At 71.6% G+C, this 17655-nt stretch carries 18 protein-coding genes and 1 pseudogene; 8 read left to right on the forward strand and 11 right to left on the reverse strand.

What is annotated here, in order from left to right; all coding sequences use genetic code 11:
• Nucleotides 1–53 precede the first annotated feature (53 nt).
• Both C3486_RS02855 and C3486_RS02860 read right to left on the reverse strand, forming a co-directional pair.
• A complete protein-coding gene (locus C3486_RS02855; protein ID WP_103830918.1) occupies nucleotides 54–1022 on the reverse strand; it encodes a zinc-binding alcohol dehydrogenase family protein in 969 nt (322 codons plus the stop codon).
• A gap of 142 nt (nucleotides 1023–1164) precedes the next feature.
• Nucleotides 1165–2061, reverse strand: coding sequence for an NADP-dependent oxidoreductase (locus tag C3486_RS02860; RefSeq protein WP_103831033.1), 897 nt, complete (start codon nucleotides 2059–2061; stop codon nucleotides 1165–1167).
• 163 nt (nucleotides 2062–2224) lie between these two features.
• On the opposite strand from C3486_RS02860, the gene C3486_RS02865 reads away from it, so the two are divergent.
• The gene (locus tag C3486_RS02865; protein ID WP_103830919.1) at nucleotides 2225–2638 is read left to right on the forward strand and encodes a helix-turn-helix domain-containing protein; all 414 of its coding nucleotides are present in this window, start codon (nucleotides 2225–2227) and stop codon (nucleotides 2636–2638) included.
• Between the two features lie 144 nt (nucleotides 2639–2782).
• Here the strand turns inward: C3486_RS02865 and C3486_RS02870 are convergent, their stop codons facing one another.
• The 7 genes from C3486_RS02870 to C3486_RS02900 all read right to left on the reverse strand — a co-directional run bounded on the left by C3486_RS02870 (nucleotide 2783) and on the right by C3486_RS02900 (nucleotide 9732).
• The gene (locus C3486_RS02870; protein ID WP_103830920.1) at nucleotides 2783–3535 is read right to left on the reverse strand and encodes an SDR family NAD(P)-dependent oxidoreductase; all 753 of its coding nucleotides are present in this window, start codon (nucleotides 3533–3535) and stop codon (nucleotides 2783–2785) included.
• The gene (locus C3486_RS02875) at nucleotides 3532–4503 is read right to left on the reverse strand and encodes a fumarylacetoacetate hydrolase family protein (RefSeq protein WP_103830921.1); all 972 of its coding nucleotides are present in this window, start codon (nucleotides 4501–4503) and stop codon (nucleotides 3532–3534) included. Before C3486_RS02875 ends, C3486_RS02870 begins: the two co-directional genes overlap by 4 nt.
• Nucleotides 4504–4593: 90 nt before the next feature.
• Entirely contained in the window at nucleotides 4594–5526 is a 933-nt protein-coding gene (locus C3486_RS02880; protein WP_103830922.1) for a VOC family protein, read from the reverse strand.
• 4 nt (nucleotides 5527–5530) lie between these two features.
• Nucleotides 5531–6526: an amidohydrolase family protein gene (locus tag C3486_RS02885; RefSeq protein WP_181138421.1), complete on the reverse strand. Its 996-nt coding sequence runs from the start codon at nucleotides 6524–6526 to the stop codon at nucleotides 5531–5533.
• Complete coding sequence (locus tag C3486_RS02890) at nucleotides 6523–7653, reverse strand: FAD-dependent oxidoreductase (protein ID WP_103830924.1); 1131 nt, start codon at nucleotides 7651–7653, stop codon at nucleotides 6523–6525. The genes C3486_RS02885 and C3486_RS02890 overlap by 4 nt, the downstream gene beginning before the upstream one ends.
• Nucleotides 7654–7735: 82 nt before the next feature.
• Nucleotides 7736–8734, reverse strand: coding sequence for a cyclase family protein (locus C3486_RS02895; RefSeq protein WP_103830925.1), 999 nt, complete (start codon nucleotides 8732–8734; stop codon nucleotides 7736–7738).
• Nucleotides 8731–9732 (reverse strand): fumarylacetoacetate hydrolase family protein, encoded by a 1002-nt coding sequence (locus tag C3486_RS02900; RefSeq protein WP_103830926.1) that lies wholly within the window; start codon nucleotides 9730–9732, stop codon nucleotides 8731–8733. The genes C3486_RS02895 and C3486_RS02900 overlap by 4 nt, the downstream gene beginning before the upstream one ends.
• 125 nt (nucleotides 9733–9857) lie before the next feature.
• On the opposite strand from C3486_RS02900, the gene C3486_RS02905 reads away from it, so the two are divergent.
• The 6 genes from C3486_RS02905 (at nucleotide 9858) to dgoD (ending at nucleotide 15882) form a co-directional block, all read left to right on the forward strand.
• The gene (locus tag C3486_RS02905; RefSeq protein WP_103830927.1) at nucleotides 9858–10775 is read left to right on the forward strand and encodes a LysR family transcriptional regulator; all 918 of its coding nucleotides are present in this window, start codon (nucleotides 9858–9860) and stop codon (nucleotides 10773–10775) included.
• A gap of 253 nt (nucleotides 10776–11028) precedes the next feature.
• Nucleotides 11029–12411 carry an MFS transporter gene (locus C3486_RS02910; protein ID WP_103830928.1) on the forward strand — a complete coding sequence of 461 codons (1383 nt, stop codon included), beginning with the start codon at nucleotides 11029–11031 and terminating at the stop codon, nucleotides 12409–12411.
• 6 nt (nucleotides 12412–12417) lie between these two features.
• On the forward strand, nucleotides 12418–13344 hold the full coding sequence (locus C3486_RS02915) for a sugar kinase (protein WP_258052559.1): 927 nt from the start codon (nucleotides 12418–12420) through the stop codon (nucleotides 13342–13344).
• Entirely contained in the window at nucleotides 13341–14084 is a 744-nt protein-coding gene (locus C3486_RS02920) for an IclR family transcriptional regulator (protein ID WP_103830929.1), read from the forward strand. Before C3486_RS02915 ends, C3486_RS02920 begins: the two co-directional genes overlap by 4 nt.
• 26 nt (nucleotides 14085–14110) lie before the next feature.
• A complete protein-coding gene (locus C3486_RS02925; RefSeq protein WP_258052560.1) occupies nucleotides 14111–14740 on the forward strand; it encodes a bifunctional 4-hydroxy-2-oxoglutarate aldolase/2-dehydro-3-deoxy-phosphogluconate aldolase in 630 nt (209 codons plus the stop codon).
• Entirely contained in the window at nucleotides 14737–15882 is a 1146-nt protein-coding gene (dgoD, locus tag C3486_RS02930) for a galactonate dehydratase (protein WP_103830931.1), read from the forward strand. Before C3486_RS02925 ends, dgoD begins: the two co-directional genes overlap by 4 nt.
• 149 nt (nucleotides 15883–16031) lie before the next feature.
• On the opposite strand, the gene C3486_RS02935 is transcribed toward dgoD, so the two are convergent.
• Nucleotides 16032–16382, reverse strand: a complete 351-nt coding sequence (locus tag C3486_RS02935; protein WP_103830932.1) for a cupin domain-containing protein — start codon at nucleotides 16380–16382, stop codon at nucleotides 16032–16034.
• Between the two features lie 89 nt (nucleotides 16383–16471).
• The gene (locus C3486_RS02940; protein ID WP_103830933.1) at nucleotides 16472–16795 is read right to left on the reverse strand and encodes a carboxymuconolactone decarboxylase family protein; all 324 of its coding nucleotides are present in this window, start codon (nucleotides 16793–16795) and stop codon (nucleotides 16472–16474) included.
• A 143-nt stretch (nucleotides 16796–16938) separates the two neighbouring features.
• On the opposite strand from C3486_RS02940, the pseudogene C3486_RS02945 reads away from it, so the two are divergent.
• A pseudogene (locus C3486_RS02945) lies at nucleotides 16939–17253 on the forward strand (transcriptional regulator); the annotation flags it as partial.
• Nucleotides 17254–17655: the final 402 nt, after the last annotated feature.

Here is a 17655-nt window from a genome sequence, read left to right on the forward strand (position 1 = left end):
AGCACCGCCGAGGGCACCTGATGACGCGGCGACCCTGCGAGGGTCCGGGTTCGCTACTCCGTGTCGCCCATGTCGAGGACGATTTTTCCCACTGCCGCGCCCGTGCGGAGGCGTTCCACCGCTTCGCCGAGTGCGTTCATTCCGTAGCGCTCGTACGGCAGCGACAGTGCGCCCGAGGAGAGGTCGGGCAGCAGGCGCAGGACCTCGGGGGCGACTTCCGGGCCGCGGGAGATCATGTTGACCGGGAGCAGAGAGACGTCGGCGAGGAAGAAGTCCGCGAGGTCGAGGGTGAGTTCGCGGCCGGCGGTGTAGCCGAGGAGCGCGGCCCGGCCGCGCGGGCGCACGAGGGTGAGGGCGTTGCGCAGGATCTGGCCGCCGACGGTGTCGATCAGTACGTCGACCTTGCCGCCGAGCGTCTCCTCGGAGAGGTCGGAGGCGAGCAGGGCCTTGGCGACGCCGGGTACGTGCGGCAGCTTCGCGGGACGGCCGACCGCACCGATCACCTCGGCCCCGGCACGCGCCGCGAGCTGTACGGCCACGGCGCCCACCGCGCCGGACGCACCGGTGACCAGCACGCGCTCTCCCGGCCGCACCTGGGCGATGGCGTGGACGGTCGCCCAGGCGGTGCCGACGGGGGAGAAGTAGATGCAGGCGAGGGCGGGGTCGGTGCCCTCGGGCATGGGCTCCACGGCGGCATCCGGTACGAGCGAGTGCTCGGCCCAGGCGCCGTCGTGGCTGAGGCCGAGCCCTTCGCCGCGCAGCCGTACCAGGGCGCCCTCGGGGTGGGTGTCCGAGGAGACGACGAAACCGCTGCCCTGGGTGCCGGGGATGAACGGCAGCTCGGGCAGGATGCCGAACTGTCCGTCGAGGATGTTCAGGTCCAGATGGGCGACGGTGGCCGCCGCCACCCGGACGAGGGTGTGCCCGGGGCGTGGTGCGGGCACGGCCCGCTCCCCGAGCCGCGGCAGCGTGCCGAACTCCTCCAGGACCAGGGTGCGCGAGGTGGTTGCGGAAGTGCTCACGTGCTGTGTTTCTCCGTTCTGCCCGTTGACTGTCGTGCCATGCCCTGGGGCCCGTCTCCGCACGGACCTTGCCACAGCGGGAACGAGGCGAGTGGGACCGCTGCTTCACAGGCGGTGGCGGTCTTGCCGTACGTGGTGGTCGTCAGGGTGCGATGACGAGCCGCCCGCGCAGGCCGCCCCCGGCCAGACGTGCGTGGGCCGCGGCGGCCTCCGCGAGCGGGAAGATCTCGGCGACGCGGGGCAGCAGCGTGCCGCGCTCGGCGAGCCGGGACAGCTCGGCGAGCTGGGCGCCGTCGGCGCGTACGTCCAGGGCCTCGATGCGGATGCCGCGCTCGGGGGCCGGCTCCTGCCCGGGCCACAGGCCGATGTACGTGCCGCCGGCGCTGACCGGGGCGAGGGCCGCGTCACCCAGCACCGCGGCATCGATGACGCCGTCGAACGCGGCCGGCGGAAGTGGTTCGTCGCGGGACAGGAAGCGGTCGGCGCCCCGGGCACGCAGGAACTCCTCGTCCCGTGCGGAGCCGAGGGCCGTGACCTCCAGGCCGCGATGGTGCCCCAGCTCCACCGTGTGCGCGCCGACGCCGCCCGCCGCGCCCGTGACCAGCAGACTCTGCCCGGGGCGAAGCGCTGCCATGTCCAGTGCCTGCGCCGCGGAGAGCGCGTTGAGGGGGAGGGCCGAGGCGTGGGCGTCGGCCAAGGTCACCGGGGCCGGTGCGATCGCGTCCGCGTCGAGGACGGCGTACTCGGCGTGGGTGCCCAGCGGTGTGCGGTGACCGGTGGCCAGGCCGATGACGCGGTCACCGGGGGACCAGGTGACACCGGTACCGACGCTCTCGACGGTGCCGGCGACGTCCCAGCCCAGGCCGATCCGCTCGCCGGCGCCGCCGAAGACACCTGCCCGCATGGCCGCGTCCACCGGATTCAGCGCTGCCGCCGCCACCGTGATCCGCACCTGCCCCGGGCCGGGACCGGGCACCGGAACCTCCGTGATCTCGACTGCCTCGGGCCCGCCGAATCGGGACACGGTCGCGGCACGCATGAGCATGCTGATCCTCCTGGGGGGGTGGGTGCACGGACGAGGCGCTGCCATTTCTTACCTTTGGTGCGCAACCTCATCGCGGGGATGCAACACCATCCTGCGTCAGCAGGAGAGCCTGTACAAAAGGCACACGCGTGTAAGTAAGGCGGAGGGCAGACGCACGATGACAGACGACTCCCGGGCAGCACAGCCGCCGGTCCGCAGGGGGCCGTGCGCCCGCTGGCCTGCCGAGCAGGGCGAGACGATCCGGCAGATCGTCGAGCGGGCCGGCGACAAGTGGGGCGTGCTCGTGATCGGCGCACTGGAGGACGGCCCCGTGCGCTACACCGACCTGCAGCGCTCCATCCCCGGCATCTCCCAGCGCATGCTCACCCACACCCTGCGCCAGCTGCGCCGCGACGGCCTGGTCACCCGCACCGCCTACCCCGAGGTGCCGCCACGGGTCGAGTACGCGCTGACCGGCCTGGGCGCCACGCTGCTCGACGCGGTCACCGCCCTGATCGACTGGGCGGGCACACACCACGACGAGATCGTCCGCAACCGCGCCCGCTTCGACAGCGACACCGCCGGCAGCTGACACGAGGGCGGTGCGTCTCGCCGAAATACGGGCGGCGCGTCACGCTGAAACGCGCGCGGGGCGGCCCGGCCACCGGAGGCCGGCCGCGCCGGCGGCCCCGGCCCTGACCGCGGGCGTGCCGGAAAGCGGGGTGACCCAGCCGTGTCACGAGGGCCCCTCGCGCAGTGCGTCGGAGACCGACTTGACCCCGCCGTGCGCGGTCAGTCCGCCGTCGACGGGGATCTCGGCGCCGGTGATGAACGACGACTCCCGGGACAGCAGGAACACGATCAGCGGAGCGACCTCGTCGGCCGTTCCGGTGCGGCCGAGCGGCGTCTCGCGGACATTCGCCTCGCGAAAGGCCGGGGCGGCGGAGGCGGTCATCTCCGTCTCGATGTAGCCGGGGTGGACCGTGTTGACACGGATCCCGCGCGGGCCGAGTTCGAGCGCGGCGGTCTTCGACAGGCCCCGCAGCGCCCACTTGCTGGTGGTGTAGGCGACCGGGTAGTGCGCGGTGAGGGCCGCCGAGGAGCCGACGTTGACGATCGAGGCGCCGGGCGGCATCAGCGGAGCGAGGTACTGAATGCCGAGCAGCGGGCCGGTGACGTTGACGGCATGGACGCGCGCCAGGTCTTCGGGCCGTACGTCTCCGACGCGGGCGCGCCAGGTGACGCCCGCGTTGTTGACCAGCCCGTGCACCTGCCCGTACGACTCCTTCAGCTCGGCGGCCAGATTGGCCCAGTCCCGCTCGTTGCTGACGTCGAGGCGTCGGCAGCCGGGGGCCTCCGTCACGTCGGTGGCGATGACGCGGGCACCCTCGCGGGCGAGGGCTTCCGCCTCCGCGGCGCCCTGGCCGCGCGCCGCGCCGGTGACGACCACCACCTTGCCGAGCAGTCTCTTGGGGTGCGGGGTGTTCACGGCCGCTCCCGGGTGCGGCGCCGGCCGGTGGGCAGCGGTACGGGGGCGGTGCCGGGGACCACCGTGTTGGTGAGGGTGCCGAGGCCCTCGACGGTGAGGGAGACGGTGTCGCCCGGCTTCAGTGGCGGCGGGGTCTGCTCACCGCGCCGGCCCCACAGTTCGGCGAGGCAGCCGCCGTTGCCGCAGGTGCCCGAGCCGAGCACGTCACCGGGGACGACCCGCGTGCCGCGCGAGGCGTACGCGGCCATCTCCTCGAAGGTCCAGCTCATGTTGGACAGCAGGTCCGTGCCGACGACCTCGCCGTTGACCTCGGCGGTGAGTGCGAGCCGCAGGAAGCCGTCATCGTCGCGGTACGGTTCCAGTTCGTCGGCGGTGACCAGGTAGGGGCCGAGCGTGGTGGCGGTGTCCTTGCCCTTGCAGGGGCCGAGGCCGACCTTCATCTCGGCGGACTGCAGGTCGCGCGCCGACCAGTCGTTGAGGACGGTGTAGCCGATGATGTGGTCGCGGGCCTGCTCGGGGGTGAGGTCACGGCCCTCGCGGCCGATGACGGCAGCCACTTCGAGTTCGAAGTCGAGGACGGCCGAGCCGGGCGGCACCGGGATGTCATCGCCCGGCCCGTGGACGGCGTGCGGGTTGGTGAAGTAGAAGGCCGGTGCCGCATACCACTCCTCGGGTACACCGGCGGCTCCGTCGACGGAGCGGCGTACGCCCTCGACGTGCTCCTCGAAGGTGACGAAGTCCCGTACGGAGGAGGGCTGCAGAGGAGGAAGCAGCCGCACCCGGGAGACATGGGGGCCGGGCGGGGCGCCGAACGAGGCGGCGCCGGTCCTGAGGAGGGCCGCAAGCCCGTCCCCGGACGTGATCAGCTCGGTGAGCGAGTGTGCGTCCGGCACGGGGTACAGGGTGCCGTCGTCGGCCACGACGGCGACGCTGTGCTGCTGCTGGTGCTGGTAGGCGGCGAAACGCATGGGCGGCTCCTGGCGGTGCGGTGGGTGACCGGGGGCGCGGCGGATGAGTCAGGGCTGGTGACAGGGTCGCCGCGCCCCCGGAGAGGGGGATCAGACCGGCGGGGCGACGAAGCAGCCGCGGTCGGGGTCGTTGAAGGACTCCTTGGCGATGAGTTCGTTCATGGGGTTGGCCGTGCCCCACTGGTCGGTGACCTCTGGCTGGGAGAAGTCGTAGACGTGCGGGTGCCAGGTGTCCTCGTCCAGCAGCTCCAACTCCGTTGTGTACTCGACGGTGTTGCCGTGCGGGTCGAGGAAGTACGTGAAGGTGTTGTCACCCGCCATGTGCCGTCCCGGACCCCAGATCTTGCGGAAACCGGCGCGCATCACCCGTCCCGAGCCGCGCATGTACTCGTCCAGGCCGCGCATCTCGAAGGAGACGTGGTGCAGGGCGGTGTGCGGGCCCTGTGCGATGGCCATGGAGTGGTGCTGGCTGCTGATCCGCATGAAGTGCATGACCTCGCCCATGTGCGGCGAGCTGAGGGTGTCGGAGAGGCGGAAGCCGAGGTGGCGCTCGTACCACTCGCGGGTGCGGTTGAGGTCGGGGGAGTTGAGCACGACGTGGCTCAGCTTGACCGGGATGGCCTCCTTCTCCTCGATCTTGCGATGCTGCCGGACGGCGACGTCCGCGGAGACCTCGATGGTGCGCCCGTCGACGTCGAAGAAGCGGAAGCCGTAGCCGCCGCCGGGGGTGTCGATGCTGCCGGGCTGCGTTATCAACTCCACGCCACCCTGCAGCAGTTGCTCGGCGAGTGTGTCCACGGCCGCGGCATCGGGCGCCCCGTACGAGACGAGGTCCAGGCGCTTCTCGCCGGCCTTGCGGAGCCGTACGACGTACTGCTCCGGGGAGCCCTCGGCGGCGAGGAAGGAGATGCCGGAGTCCTCGGCGACCTTGGTCAGGCCCCAGACGCCGGCGTAGAAGTCGAGTTGCTTGTCGTAGTCGGGCACGGCGAGGTCGACGTGGCGCAGGTGGGTGAGCAGGCGCATGGTGTCAGTCCTTGAAGAGGAGGGCGGTGGCATTGCCGCCGCGTACGGCGTGGAAGTCGGCGTCGGGCAGACCCGCCGCGCGCAGTGCGCCGACCGGGTCCTCGGTGCCCATGTCGAAGGGGAAGTCGGAGCCGAGCAGTACCCGGTCGGCGCCCGCGACGCGTACCAACTCGCGCAGTACGTACGGGTCGTGGACCAGCGAGTCGAAGTACAACTGCCGCAGGTAGCGGCTGGGTTCGCGGGCGCAGCCGCGCGCGTCGGGGCGGGCGCGCCACGCGTGATCGCTGCGGCCGATGTGGGTGGGCAGGTAGCCACCGCCGTGCGCCGCGAGCAGCTTCAGACCGGGGTGCCGGTCCAGCACACCCGAGAAGATCAGATGGGAGAGCGCGACGGCGTTCTCCGTCGGCTGGCCGACCGTGTTGGAGAGGTACCAGCGGTCCAGCCGCTCGTCGAGGGTGCAGCCGAACGGGTGCAGGAAGACGACCGCTCCGGTCTCCTCGGCGCGCGACCAGAAGGGCTCGTAGGCCGGGTCGGACAGCTCACGTGCCGGGGCATGGCTGGAGATCTCCACCCCAGCCAGCCCCTGGCCGAGGGCGTGATCGAGGGCGGGCACCAGGTGGGCGGGGTGCTGGAGGGGGGCGAGACCGAGGCCGCGCAGCCGGTCGGGGGCCGCCGCGCAGTGTGTGGCGGTGGCCTCGTTGGCGAGCCGGTACACCTTCTCGGCCGTCTCCTCGTCTGCCCAGTAGTGGTAGTGCGAGGGGGACGGGCTGACCACCTGGAGGTCCACGCCCTGGGCGTCCATCGCCGCGAGCCGGGCCCGTACGTCGGTGAGGCGGCCGATCCGCTCGCCGATCATCGGGCCGTTGACCTGCAGCGCGGCGCGGCCGTTGCGGCGGGCGTCCAGGGCGCGGGCCTCGGCGTGGCCGGGCAGGCCGGCCACGAGCGCGTCGACCTCCGGCAGCAGGACGTGGGCGTGCACGTCGACGGTGGGCGCGGTCACGGCAGCTCCCGCAGCATGGTCATGATGCGGCCCATCAGGCCCGGTACGTCGGCGTCGCGGACGCCGTCCAGCTGCCACTGCCCGATCTGCACGGACGCTTCCACGACGGGACGTACGCGGGCGACACGGCGCTCGTAGTACTCCTGGAACAGGGCGTCGTCCCAGGTGTCGGAGGCGGTCAGCAGCTGGGCGAGCACCCAGGCGTCCTCCAGTGACATCGCGGCGCCCTGGGCCAGGGTGGGCGGGCAGCAGTGCGCGGCGTCACCGACGAGGACGACCCGGCCGCGATGCCAGGAACCCTCGACCAACAGCCGGTCGAACCAGGTGTAGTTGACCTTCGCCGGGTCGGTGAGGTGTGCGGTGATCTCGGGCCAGTGGCCTCCGTAGTGCCGTGCCAGGGCGCGCATCTCGTCCGCGTAGCTCGCCACGGGTATCGCGGCCCGGTCGCGCTTCGCCTCGACGACATAGGCGTACAGCGTGCTGTCGCTGGTGGGGCAGTAGCCGGCGATGTAGGCCGGGCCGCCGTAGGCGAGGTCGGTGCGGGTCACACCGGCCGGGCGCGGTGCGGCGACGCGCCAGATGGCCATGCCGGTGGGCTCCGGCCGGTCCGTGATGCCGATGGCCGCGCGGGTGGCGGAGCCCAGCCCGTCGGCGGCGACCACCAGGTCGTAGCGGCCCTCGCCGCCGTCGTCGAAGGTCACCGACACGCCGTCGTCGTCCTGCTCCAGGGACGCGGCACGGACACCGAGGCGGACGGTGGCGCCACTGGCCCGCACCGCGTCGATGAGGATGCCCTGCAGCCGGGGGCGCTCCATGCCGACGGTGGCGGGCAGGTCGTCACCGCCGGTGCGCAGGTCCTCGGCGGCATGCAGGACGGTGCCGTCGGGCGCCGTGATGCCGACCGAGCTGAACGCGTAGCCGGACTGCGCCACCCGGTCCCACACGCCGAGTTCACGCAGCACGCGCAGGGCGTTGCCCTGGAGGGTGATGCCGGATCCCGCGGTGGCGTTCCAGTCGTCCTTGGCCTCGATCAGATCGACGGTGATCCCGGCGCGGCGCAGCAGGATCGTGACCGCGTTGCCGGCCGCGCCACCGCCGATGACGAGGACCGTGCGGGGTGTGCTCATAGGGGAACTACTCCTTTGTCCCTCAGGGAGTTCTCTCCGAGACTTCGGGGAGGTCTCGGGCAGAACTCCTGCAGACCGAGGGCTACTTGACGGCGATCGGGTTGACGGGCGAGCCGACGGCGCCGGTGATGGGCAGGGGAGCGGCGGCCAGCCAGAAGTCGTACACACCGTCGTCCGCGCAGTCCGCGGCCAGCGCGTCCAGGTCCCACATCTCGCCGATGAGGAGTCCGATGTGGGGGATGGCAACCTGGTGCAGCGGCTGGAAGGCGTGCGCGAACTCGTTCGGGCGGACCTCGAAGCCCCAGGTGTCCGTGGCGATCGCGGCGATCTCGGTGCGGTGCAGCCAGCCGGCCGTGGTGAACGACAGACCGGGCGCGGGGCCGCCCGCGTACTCGCCCCAGCCCTCGCGCCGGGCCCTGGCGAGCCGTCCGGTGCGCACCACCACGATGTCGCCCCGGCCGACCGTGACGCCGTGCGCCTCGGCCGTCGCGGTGAGGTGCTCCTCGGTGATCGCGAAGCCGTCGGGCAGTTCTCCCCCGCTCTCGGCTCCGCTCGAGCGGGAGGTGCCCCCGCCCTCGCCGATGACGCGGCCCACGTCGAGGAGGACGCCACGTCCGGCGACGTACGGGGCCATGTGCTCGATGCCGGTGACGAGGTCACCGTCGGAGGTGACGACCTGCTCGGCGGGGCGCCCGTTCCACGCCTTGCCGTGGTCGAAGATGTGGCCGAGCCCGTCCCACTGGGTGGAGCACTGCAGCGGCATGGCGATGACGTCGTCGGCGCCGCCGAGGCCGTGCGGGAAGCCCTGGTTGCCGAGCGCTGCGTCGGTGCCGGTGTCGAGCATCGTGTGCACCGGGTTGGTCCGCCGCCGCCAGCCCTTCTGCGGCCCGTCCATGTCGAAGCGCTGCGCCAGTGAGAAGCTGACGCCCCGGCGCACCAGCGCGGCTCCTTCGCGGCGCTTGGCCGCGTCGAGGAAGTTGAGGGTGCCCAGCCGGTCGTCATCGCCCCAACGTCCCCAGTTGGAGCAGGACTTGGCGGCCTCGGCGATGGCGCCCTCGGGGTCGTTCCGGTCCGGGGTCACGACGCCACCTCCGCCACACAGCGGGTGCGCTGCGCGCCGAGGCCGCTGATCGAGCCGTCCATCACGTCGCCGTCACGCAGCAGCCGCCCCCAGTGCATGCCGTTGCCGGCGGGGGAGCCGGTCAGCACCAGGTCTCCGGGGAGCAGGCGGGCGGTCTGCGAGGCGTACGACACCATGCGTGCCACGTCGAAGATCATGTCCTGGGTGGACTCGTCCTGCATGGTCTCGCCGTTCAGCTTCAGGACGAGGCGCAGGTCACCGGGGTCGGCGATCGACTCGGCCGGCACGATCCAGGGGCCGAGCGGGGTGAAGCCGGGCGCGTTCTTGCTGCGCAGCCAGTCGGTACCGATCTGCGGCATGTCGCGCCGGAAGACGGCGGCGCGGTCGGTGAGGTCGTTGGCGATGGTGTACCCGGCTACGTACTCCAGGGCCTCCTCCACCGTCACCCGATGCGCGGGCCTGCCGATGACGGCCGCCAACTCCAGCTCCCAGTCCGGCTGTTCGGCCCAGGCGGGCAGCACCACGTTGTCGTACGGGCCCGTGATCGCGCTCGGCAGCCCGAGGAACACGTACGGCAGGTCCTCCTCGGCCCGCCGGTCCATGAGTTCGGCGGCCTCCGCGCGGCGCTCGTCCTCCGGGCGGTCGTCACCGGGCGCGCGGTGCGCGACGTGCAGGTCGATGACGTGCTGCCGGTAGTTGGCACCGGACTGGAAGACCTGCCGCGGCTCGACCGGGGCGTGCACCCGGAACCCTGCCAGAGGCACGCGCTCCACCGTGCCGTTGCCGGCCAGGGCGCGCAGCCGGGGCAGCGCCGCGGTCCAGCTCTCCAGCAGCCGACGGACCGTCAACTCGTCGTCGTCCAGGGCGTTTCGCAGGTCCACGACGCGCTCGTCGGGAGTGACTAGCGCGGGGAAAGCCGGGCCGTCCGGGGTCGACAGGGTCGCGAGGGCGAAGGGCCCGACGAAGGGCGGGGATACGGGTGCGGGGTTCACAGACATGTCCTCCTGAGTGCTGTGGGACTAATGTGGACCCGCCGCCAGCGATCAGGGAAATAGATTGTGTGGATAAGAGCAATCCATCGCGCAAATTCCTCCTGGTCAGCGTCGAACAGCAAGGGGAACCCGTGAACCTGGCCCGTCTCGACCTCAACCTCGTCGTCGCCCTGCGCGCCCTGCTGGAGGAGCGGAACGTCACCCACGCCGGGCAGCGTGTCGGTCTGAGCCAGCCCGCGATGAGCGCGGCCCTCGCCCGGCTGCGCCGGCACTTCGACGACGACCTGCTCGCCCGCGTCGGCGGCCACTACGAGCTGACCGCCCTCGGCCAGGTACTGCTGGACCGCACCTCCACCGCCTACGACGTGCTGGAACGCCTCTTCTCCAGCCAGGCCGACTTCGACCCGGCCAAGGCGGAGCGCGAGTTCCGGCTGCTGGCGTCCGACTACGCCGTCGCGGTCTTCGGCACCGAACTCGCCCGCGTGGTGCACGAGGAGGCCCCCGGCATCCGGCTCCGCTTCACCCAGGCCCCGCCCACCGTCGTCGACGACACCGCGACCCTGCTGAGCGCCACCGACGGCCTGCTCATGCCGCACGGCGTGATCAGCGACTTCCCCGCCACCGACCTCTACGACGACCGCTGGGTGTTCCTCGTGGCGCAGGACCACCCCGGCGTCGAGGACCGTCTCACCCGGCAGGACCTGGCCCGGCTGCCCTGGGTCACGTACCAGCGCACGTACGACGCCCCCGCGGTGCGCCAGCTGGCCATGCTCGGCATCGAACCGCGGGTGGAGGTCTCCGTCGACAGCTTCCAGCTCCTGCCCCTGATGATCGCCGGCACCCGGCGCCTCGCCCTGATCCAGGCACGCCTGGCGCGGCTGCTGACGCCGATCGCCGCGGTCCGGGTGGTGGAGCCGCCGTACGAGGCGGTGCCGCTGCGTGAAGCGCTGTGGTGGCACCCGGTCCACACGCATGACGCGGCCCACATCTGGCTGCGCGACACGGCCGCGTGGGTCGGGGCGCGACTGCCCCGCATGGACGGGGAGTGACTCGATGAAGGCACTTCAGCGCCGTTGTCGTGCGGGGTGCAGCCACCGCCGAAGGCCGAACGCCGACCGGGCGGGAGGGCGCCTGTTCGGCGTTCCGCGCCGTGAGGCCGAGGGTGACCTCGCTCGTTTCGCCCGCCGCGGCCACGTCGGGGGCGGTGTGCAACATGTGCACAGCCAGTGTGCACACCGCTCAACGGGAGGTTAACTTCGCCGAAACGCCTTGGCAGGTCTCCTGCCGTGCAAAGGAGCACGCATGCCGGACAGCCCTGTGGTCGAGACGGCCGGTCAGGACCCCCAGCGCAGAACACGGCGCCGCAACGCCATGGCCGCCGTCGTCGGCTCTGTTCTGGAGTGGTACGACTTCTTCCTGTTCAGCACCTCAGCGGCGCTGGTGTTCAACAAGATCTACTTCTCGGGTGAGTCCGAGTTCGCCGCGACCCTCGCCTCGTTCGCCACCTTCGCCGTCGGTTTCGCCGCACGGCCCGTGGGCGGGCTGATCCTGGCCCACTTCGGTGACCGCTGGGGACGCAAACCGGTGCTGATGGTCACGCTGCTGATGATGGGCTTCGGCACCCTGGCCATCGGCGTGCTGCCCACGTACGAACAGATAGGTCTGTGGGCACCGGCACTGCTCGTCGTCTGCCGGATCCTGCAGGGACTCGGTGTCGGCGCCGAACTCGGCGGTGCCTACGTGTGGACCACCGAGAGCGCCAAGCCCGGCAATCGCGGCTTCTACGCGTCGCTGCCCGGCGCCGGCGAGTTCCTGGGCGTGCTGTGCGCGTCGGGATCCATGGCGGTGGTCTCCTCGCTGCCGCAGGAGCAGTTCCTCAGCTGGGGCTGGCGGCTGCCCTACCTCGCCTCGTTGCTCGTGGTGATCGGCGGCATCGTCCTGCGGTACACCTCAGAGGAGAGCGAGAGCTTCAAGGACGCCGTGGCCGAGGGCAGGACGGAGAAGGCCCCGCTGGTGAAGGCGGTCCGCGGGCACGGACGGCGGATTCTGCTGATGGTCGGTGCCGGCTGTGCCACCGCGATCGCCTCGTACTCGATCCAGGGCTACCTGCCCGACGCCTACACCACCCAGCAGCTCGGGCTGCCGGACAACGTGGCCGTCATCGCCATCACCGTGGCCTCCGCCGTCTCCATCTTCGGTGTGCCGTTCTGCGGCTGGCTGTGCGACCGGATCGGCCGGCGCCCGCTGATCATCGCCGGCGGGCTGGCCGTCGCCGTGTGCGCCGGACCGTTCTGGCTGCTGGTGGGCACGGAGTCGACGCCCCTCATCGTGATGGCCGTGATCCTCGTGTTCGCCGTCATGCTGAATTCGATGATCTTCGGCCCGGCGGGTTCGTTCTTCTCCGAGCTGCTGCCCACCGAGGTCCGCTACACCGGCCTGGTCCTCGCCCGCGAAACCACCGCCGTACTGTTCTCCGGTACAGCGCCGTTCATCGCCACCCTGCTGGTGCACGCGGGCGGCGGAAGTCCATGGCTCCTCGCCGGATACATGGCACTGTCGGGCATCGTCACCGCAGTGTCGGTGCTGCTGCTGCCGGAGACCGCGCCCCGTGTCCTGCGCCGCAAGGAGCCCAGGGGCGCCGGCGACGGCCGCACCGCGGCCGACAACACGTACGCAGAGGTGTGAGGAAAAGTGTCAGAACCCGAAGTGCTGTGCCTCGGTGAATCGATGGTCCTGGTGGCCCCCGCGCCGGGCGAGCGGCTCGCCACCGCACGCGAGGCGGCCATCCGGGTCGCCGGAGCCGAGTCGACGGTCGCGCAGTACCTCACCGACCTCGGCCACCGCACCGCGTGGGCGAGCCGAGTGGGCGACGACCCGCTGGGGGACCAGGTGGTGACAGCCATCGCGCGCTCGGGCGTCGATGTCGGCCACGTCGAGCGGGACCACTCGGCACCGACCGGTGTGTACTTCAAGGACCCGAGCCCGGAGGGCACAGGGGTGCACTACTACCGGGCCGGTTCGGCCGCCTCCAGGATGACCCCTGCGTATCTCGACGGCCTCCCGCTGGCCACGGCGCGCCTGGTGCATCTGTCCGGGGTGACACCGGCCCTGTCGGGCGACTGTGCCGCGACGTCGACGGCCTTGTTCGAGCGCGCGCGTGCGGCCGGGACGCTGTGCTCGTTCGACGTCAACTACCGTGCCGCACTGTGGAGTACGGACAGCGCCGCCGGGCCGCTGCTCGCCCTGGCACGCCGGGCGGACATCGTCTTCGTCGGTCGCGACGAGGCCCAGCACGTCTGGGGAGCCGAGACCGCGGAGCAGGTGCGTGAGCTGGTCGGGCCCGAGGTGTGTCTCGTGGTGAAGGACGCGGACGTCGGCGCCACGTACTTCCCGGCCGGGGCCGGCCCGGCCGTCTTCGTCCCCGCGAACCCGGTCGAGGTGGTCGAGCCCGTCGGCGCCGGGGACGCCTTCGCGGCGGGCTATCTCTCCGCCTGGCTGCGCGGCGCCGAGCCGGCCGACCGGCTGCGGCTCGGTCACCGCCTGGCCGCCTTCGCCCTGGGTGCGATCGAGGACCACGCGGATGCCTCCGCCCTGCGTACGGCGGAGACCGCCCGATGAGCCAGACCGTGGAACGCGCCATCCGGGCCTTGGAGTTGATCAGCGAAAGCCCTCAGCATCCGACGGACGTCGCCGAGAGCCTGGGCGTGCACCGGACCACGGCGCTGCGCCTGTTGCAGGACCTGTGCCAGGGCGGGCTCGCCCGCAAGCGGGAGGACGGCTCGTTCGCCGTCGGCTACCGGCTGGCCGGCCTGGCCCAGTCCGCGCTCGAACAGTTCGACCTGCGTACGATCGCCCATCCCCACCTGCTGGAGCTGGGCCGCAAGCTCCGCCTCACCGTGCACATCGCCACCGTCGAGGAAGGCCGCGTCTTCTACGTCGACAAGGTCGACCCGCAGGGCGGAGTACGGCTGTACTCGCAGATCGGCAAGGCGGTCGTGCTGCACACCTCCGGCGTCGGCAAGGTGATCCTGGCCTATATGTCTCCGGAGGAACGCGCCCAGGTCCTGGAGGGCTACTCCTACGAGCGGTTCACCGACGCGACGGTGACGACCGCCGACGACTTCGCGGCCCAGCTGAGCGAGATCCGCGAGCGCGGCTGGGCGGCGGACGACGGAGAGTACGAGCACTTCATCAACTGCGTCGCCGTCCCGGTCCGGGACGGTACGGGCGCGGTGCGTACCGCCCTGTCCGTCACGGCACTCAAAGCGCAGGTGGACCTCGCCCGGCTGCAAGAGCTGCTGCCGACGATCCGGGCCACCGCCCACACCATCTCCCGAGCACTCGGCTGGACCCAATGACAATGCAACCCGTAGTGGGGAACCACGTGACCGAACACGACCGGCTGTTCCAGGAGGCGTTCGACGCCCTCCCCCTCATGGCGATTCTGCGCGGCTTCGGCCCGCAACGCACCGTGGAGGTGAGCCGGCGGGCCTGGGACGTCGGCATCAAACTTGTTGAGGTGCCCGTCCAGAGCGAGGACGCGGTGGCCGCGCTGCGGGCGGCGGTGGCAGCGGGGGAGGAGCGCGGCGCCGTGGTGGGTGCCGGTACGGTGACGACCCTCGCACGCGTGGAGCAGGCCGTGGCGGCCGGGGCACGCTTCACCGTGGCGCCCGGGTTCGACCGCGAGGTCGCCGAGGCTTCGCTCGCCGCGGGCCTGCCGCATCTGCCGGGTGTGGCGACCGCCACCGAGATCCAGCAGGCCCAGGCGCTCGGCCTGACCTGGCTCAAGGCGTTCCCCGCCGCCGACCTCGGGTCCGGCTGGATCACCTCCATGGCCGGCCCGTTCCCCGAGGCCCGCTTCGTGGCGACCGGCGGCATGGGCCTGCACAACACACGGGAGTTCCTCGACGCCGGAGCCGCCGCCGTCTCGCTGGGCTCGGCACTGGCCGACCCCGACCAGTTCGAACGGCTCCCCGAGCTGATCGAGGACCTCAACCGAAAGGCACAACGATGAAGATCACCGCACTGGAGACGTTCTCCGTCGCACCCCGCTGGCTGTTCCTGGCCATCCGTACCGACGAGGGGATCACCGGCTGGGGCGAACCGGTGGTCGAAGGCCGCTCGGCCACCGTCGCGGCCGCCGTCGAAGAGCTCTCGGACTACCTCATCGGCGAGGATCCGTACCGGATCGAGGACCACTGGCAGGTGCTCACCAAGGGCGGCTTCTACCGTGGCGGCCCGATCCTTTCCAGCGCGGTGGCCGGCATCGACCAGGCGCTGTGGGACATCAAGGGCAAGGCCCTCGGCGTGCCGGTTCACGAGTTGCTCGGCGGCGCGGTGCGCGACCGCATGCGGACGTACTCCTGGATCGCCGGCGACGAGCCGGACCGGGTGGCGGAGCACGCCCGCGAGCGGATGGAGCAGGGCTTCGACGCGGTCAAGATGAACGGCACCGGCCGCGTTCGCCACTTGGAGTCCAAGGCCGAACTCGACCTGCTGGTGGGCCGCGTCGCCGCGGTGCGCGAGGCCATCGGTGACGAGGCGGACATCGCCATCGACTTCCACGGGCGCGTCTCCCCGGCCCTGGCCCGCGAGGCCTGCCGACTGCTGGAGCCGCTGCACCCGCTCTTCGTCGAAGAGCCGATCGTGCCCGAGCTGACCGGCGACTACGAGCGCATCTGCGCCTCCACCGTCGTACCGATCGCCACCGGTGAACGGCTGTACTCACGCTGGGACTTCCGCGAGGTCCTGCGCTCCGGCATCGCCGTCGCCCAGCCCGACCTGTCCCACGCGGGCGGCATCTCGGAGGTGCGCAGGATCGCGGCGATGGCCGAGGCACACGGTGTCTCGCTCGCCCCGCACTGCCCGCTCGGGCCGATCGCCTTCGCCGCCTCCCTGCAGATCGACTTCGCCACTCCCAACGCCCTCATCCAGGAGACGAGCCTCGGCATCCACTACAACGCCGACAACGACCTGCTGGACTACCTCGTCGACACCAGCGTCTTCGACTTCACCGACAGCCACATCACCCGCCCGACCGGCCCCGGCCTGGGCATCGAGATCGACGAAGCCGCCGTACGCCGTGCCGCCGAGGCAGGCCAGCGGTGGCGCAACCCGGTATGGCGCCAGGCCGACGGCTCCCTGGCCGAGTGGTAAAAGCTGCGGCCCCCGTCAAACCCCTCCGGGCTCGCAGGCCGGGCCCGTGGGGCGGGGGTACTGGGGTGGGGAGTCTGGCGGGGGTCCGGGGTTCTACGGTGAGCCCAGGGCGGGGACGGCCCGGCACGGATGCAAGGGGGGTGCGTCGGTCAGGCCGCGCGGGTGCTGCGGCGCGGTCCGCCGTACTCCCCGTCGGTGACGTGCTCCAGCCAGTCGACGTCGTCGGTCTCCCACAGGGCGATGTGGGTCATGAAGTGGTCGGGCGCCGCGCCGTGCCAGTGCTCCTCACCCGGCGGCGTCCAGATCACGTCACCCGGGTGAGCCTCGAGGGGGCCCAGGCCGTGGGAGTGCCAGGCAGTACGGGCGCCGGGAGCGAAGCGCACCGCGTTCGCCCGGGCCCGGGAGGGCTCCTCACCGCGGTAGATCACATCGGCCCAGGCGTCCCCGGTGAACCACTCCGCCGGCAGCTTCATCGCCGGCTGCTTCTTCAACAATTCCATGCTCTGTGCTCCGTAGTAGTGCGGGTCCGCGGGGCGCGCAGGCAACGAGCGCTTCCACACTGCGCACGCGTCGTTGCCCCGCGGCGTCGTCAGGCGGCACCGCGCTCCTCGGCGATCCTCTTCAGCTGGACGACCGCAGGCATGGCGTTGGGCCAGCCGGCGTAGAAGGCGAGGTGTGTGATCGCCTCGGACAGCGCTGCCACGCTCAGCCCGTTGTCCAAAGCCACTCCGAGGTGGTAGCCGAGCTGCTCGCCGCGGTACAGGGCAGCCAGCGTGCTCACCGTCACCAGGCTCCGGTCGCGCGGCGAGAGCCCGGGCCGCTCCCAGACGTCACCGAAGAGGACGTCATCGGTGACCTCGATGAGCTTCGGCGCTATGTCGGCCAGCTCCTGGGGTGCGGACTGCTTCGGCATGACGGTGACTCCTTGTGACGAGTGGGTGAACCGACCGAGAACCACTGAGCGGCTCGGCCGGCCTTCCGGCAGCCGCCGCCCGCTTGGGGCCGAACGCGTTCGAGGAGCACCAGCAGCTGCCAATATCGAGGAAACCGCAGCTCAACGACACCGAGCTGACGGGCCTCATCGGCGAACTCGTCACCCGCAGCGAGGAGTTCCGCACCGCCTGGGCCAAGCACAACGTGCGCCTGCACCACACGGGCCGCAAGTCGTTCCGCCACCCCGCCGTCGGCGTCCTCACTTTCGACTTCGACGCCATGGAACTGCCCGCCCAGCCCGGCCTGACCCTGACCGCCTACAGCGCCCCTTCCGGCACCCCGGTTCACGACGCCCTGCAGCTCCTGGCCACCTGGGCCGCCACCGAAGAGGCCCAGGTCACCGACACCCCCGCCGACTCCGGCCCACAGGAACGCTGAGCGCCGAACCACACTGTCACTCAGCCTGCTCCCAGTCGCGCCAACGCCAGCTCTCAGAGCTATGTGACGGGGTGTCTTGGGTGCGACCTTCTGAGCCATCGCGGAGCTCGACGACACGGCAGCGAGGGAACTCGGCGGCTTTTCGGTGCCCGGGAGAGTGAGCGGGGCGTCGAGGCCGCCCACTGTGGGCGCGTTGGGTCGTTCGCCGGCCGAGGTCCGGCGAGGTCAGCGGCTCTTGGCGGGGCTGACGCCAACCGTCCTGACGTGCCGGCAGCCGCAATCGGTGCCCTGCGCCATCCCTCCCGGGGCCGGCCGGCCCCGGTATCGACCTGCCGTGTGGCGCGCCGGAATCACCGTTGCGGAATCGCATATGGCAGAGGTCGTGTCCGAGGCTCTTAGGCT

Source organism: Streptomyces sp. Ru73 (assembly GCF_002920575.1).
GTDB lineage: Bacteria > Actinomycetota > Actinomycetes > Streptomycetales > Streptomycetaceae > Streptomyces.

Excerpts from the sequence above, each read along its gene's own strand:
- C3486_RS02860 (WP_103831033.1), bottom strand. The coding sequence starts at position 2,061 with ATGCGTGCCGCGACCGTGTCCCGATTCGGCGGGCCCGAGGCAGTCGAG.
- C3486_RS02865 (WP_103830919.1), top strand. The coding sequence starts at position 2,225 with ATGACAGACGACTCCCGGGCAGCACAGCCGCCGGTCCGCAGGGGGCCG.
- C3486_RS02875 (WP_103830921.1), bottom strand. The coding sequence starts at position 4,503 with ATGCGTTTCGCCGCCTACCAGCACCAGCAGCAGCACAGCGTCGCCGTC.
- C3486_RS02880 (WP_103830922.1), bottom strand. The coding sequence starts at position 5,526 with ATGCGCCTGCTCACCCACCTGCGCCACGTCGACCTCGCCGTGCCCGAC.
- C3486_RS02890 (WP_103830924.1), bottom strand. The coding sequence starts at position 7,653 with ATGAGCACACCCCGCACGGTCCTCGTCATCGGCGGTGGCGCGGCCGGC.
- C3486_RS02900 (WP_103830926.1), bottom strand. The coding sequence starts at position 9,732 with ATGTCTGTGAACCCCGCACCCGTATCCCCGCCCTTCGTCGGGCCCTTC.
- C3486_RS02910 (WP_103830928.1), top strand. The coding sequence starts at position 11,029 with ATGCCGGACAGCCCTGTGGTCGAGACGGCCGGTCAGGACCCCCAGCGC.
- C3486_RS02920 (WP_103830929.1), top strand. The coding sequence starts at position 13,341 with ATGAGCCAGACCGTGGAACGCGCCATCCGGGCCTTGGAGTTGATCAGC.
- dgoD (WP_103830931.1), top strand. The coding sequence starts at position 14,737 with ATGAAGATCACCGCACTGGAGACGTTCTCCGTCGCACCCCGCTGGCTG.
- C3486_RS02935 (WP_103830932.1), bottom strand. The coding sequence starts at position 16,382 with ATGGAATTGTTGAAGAAGCAGCCGGCGATGAAGCTGCCGGCGGAGTGG.
- C3486_RS02940 (WP_103830933.1), bottom strand. The coding sequence starts at position 16,795 with ATGCCGAAGCAGTCCGCACCCCAGGAGCTGGCCGACATAGCGCCGAAG.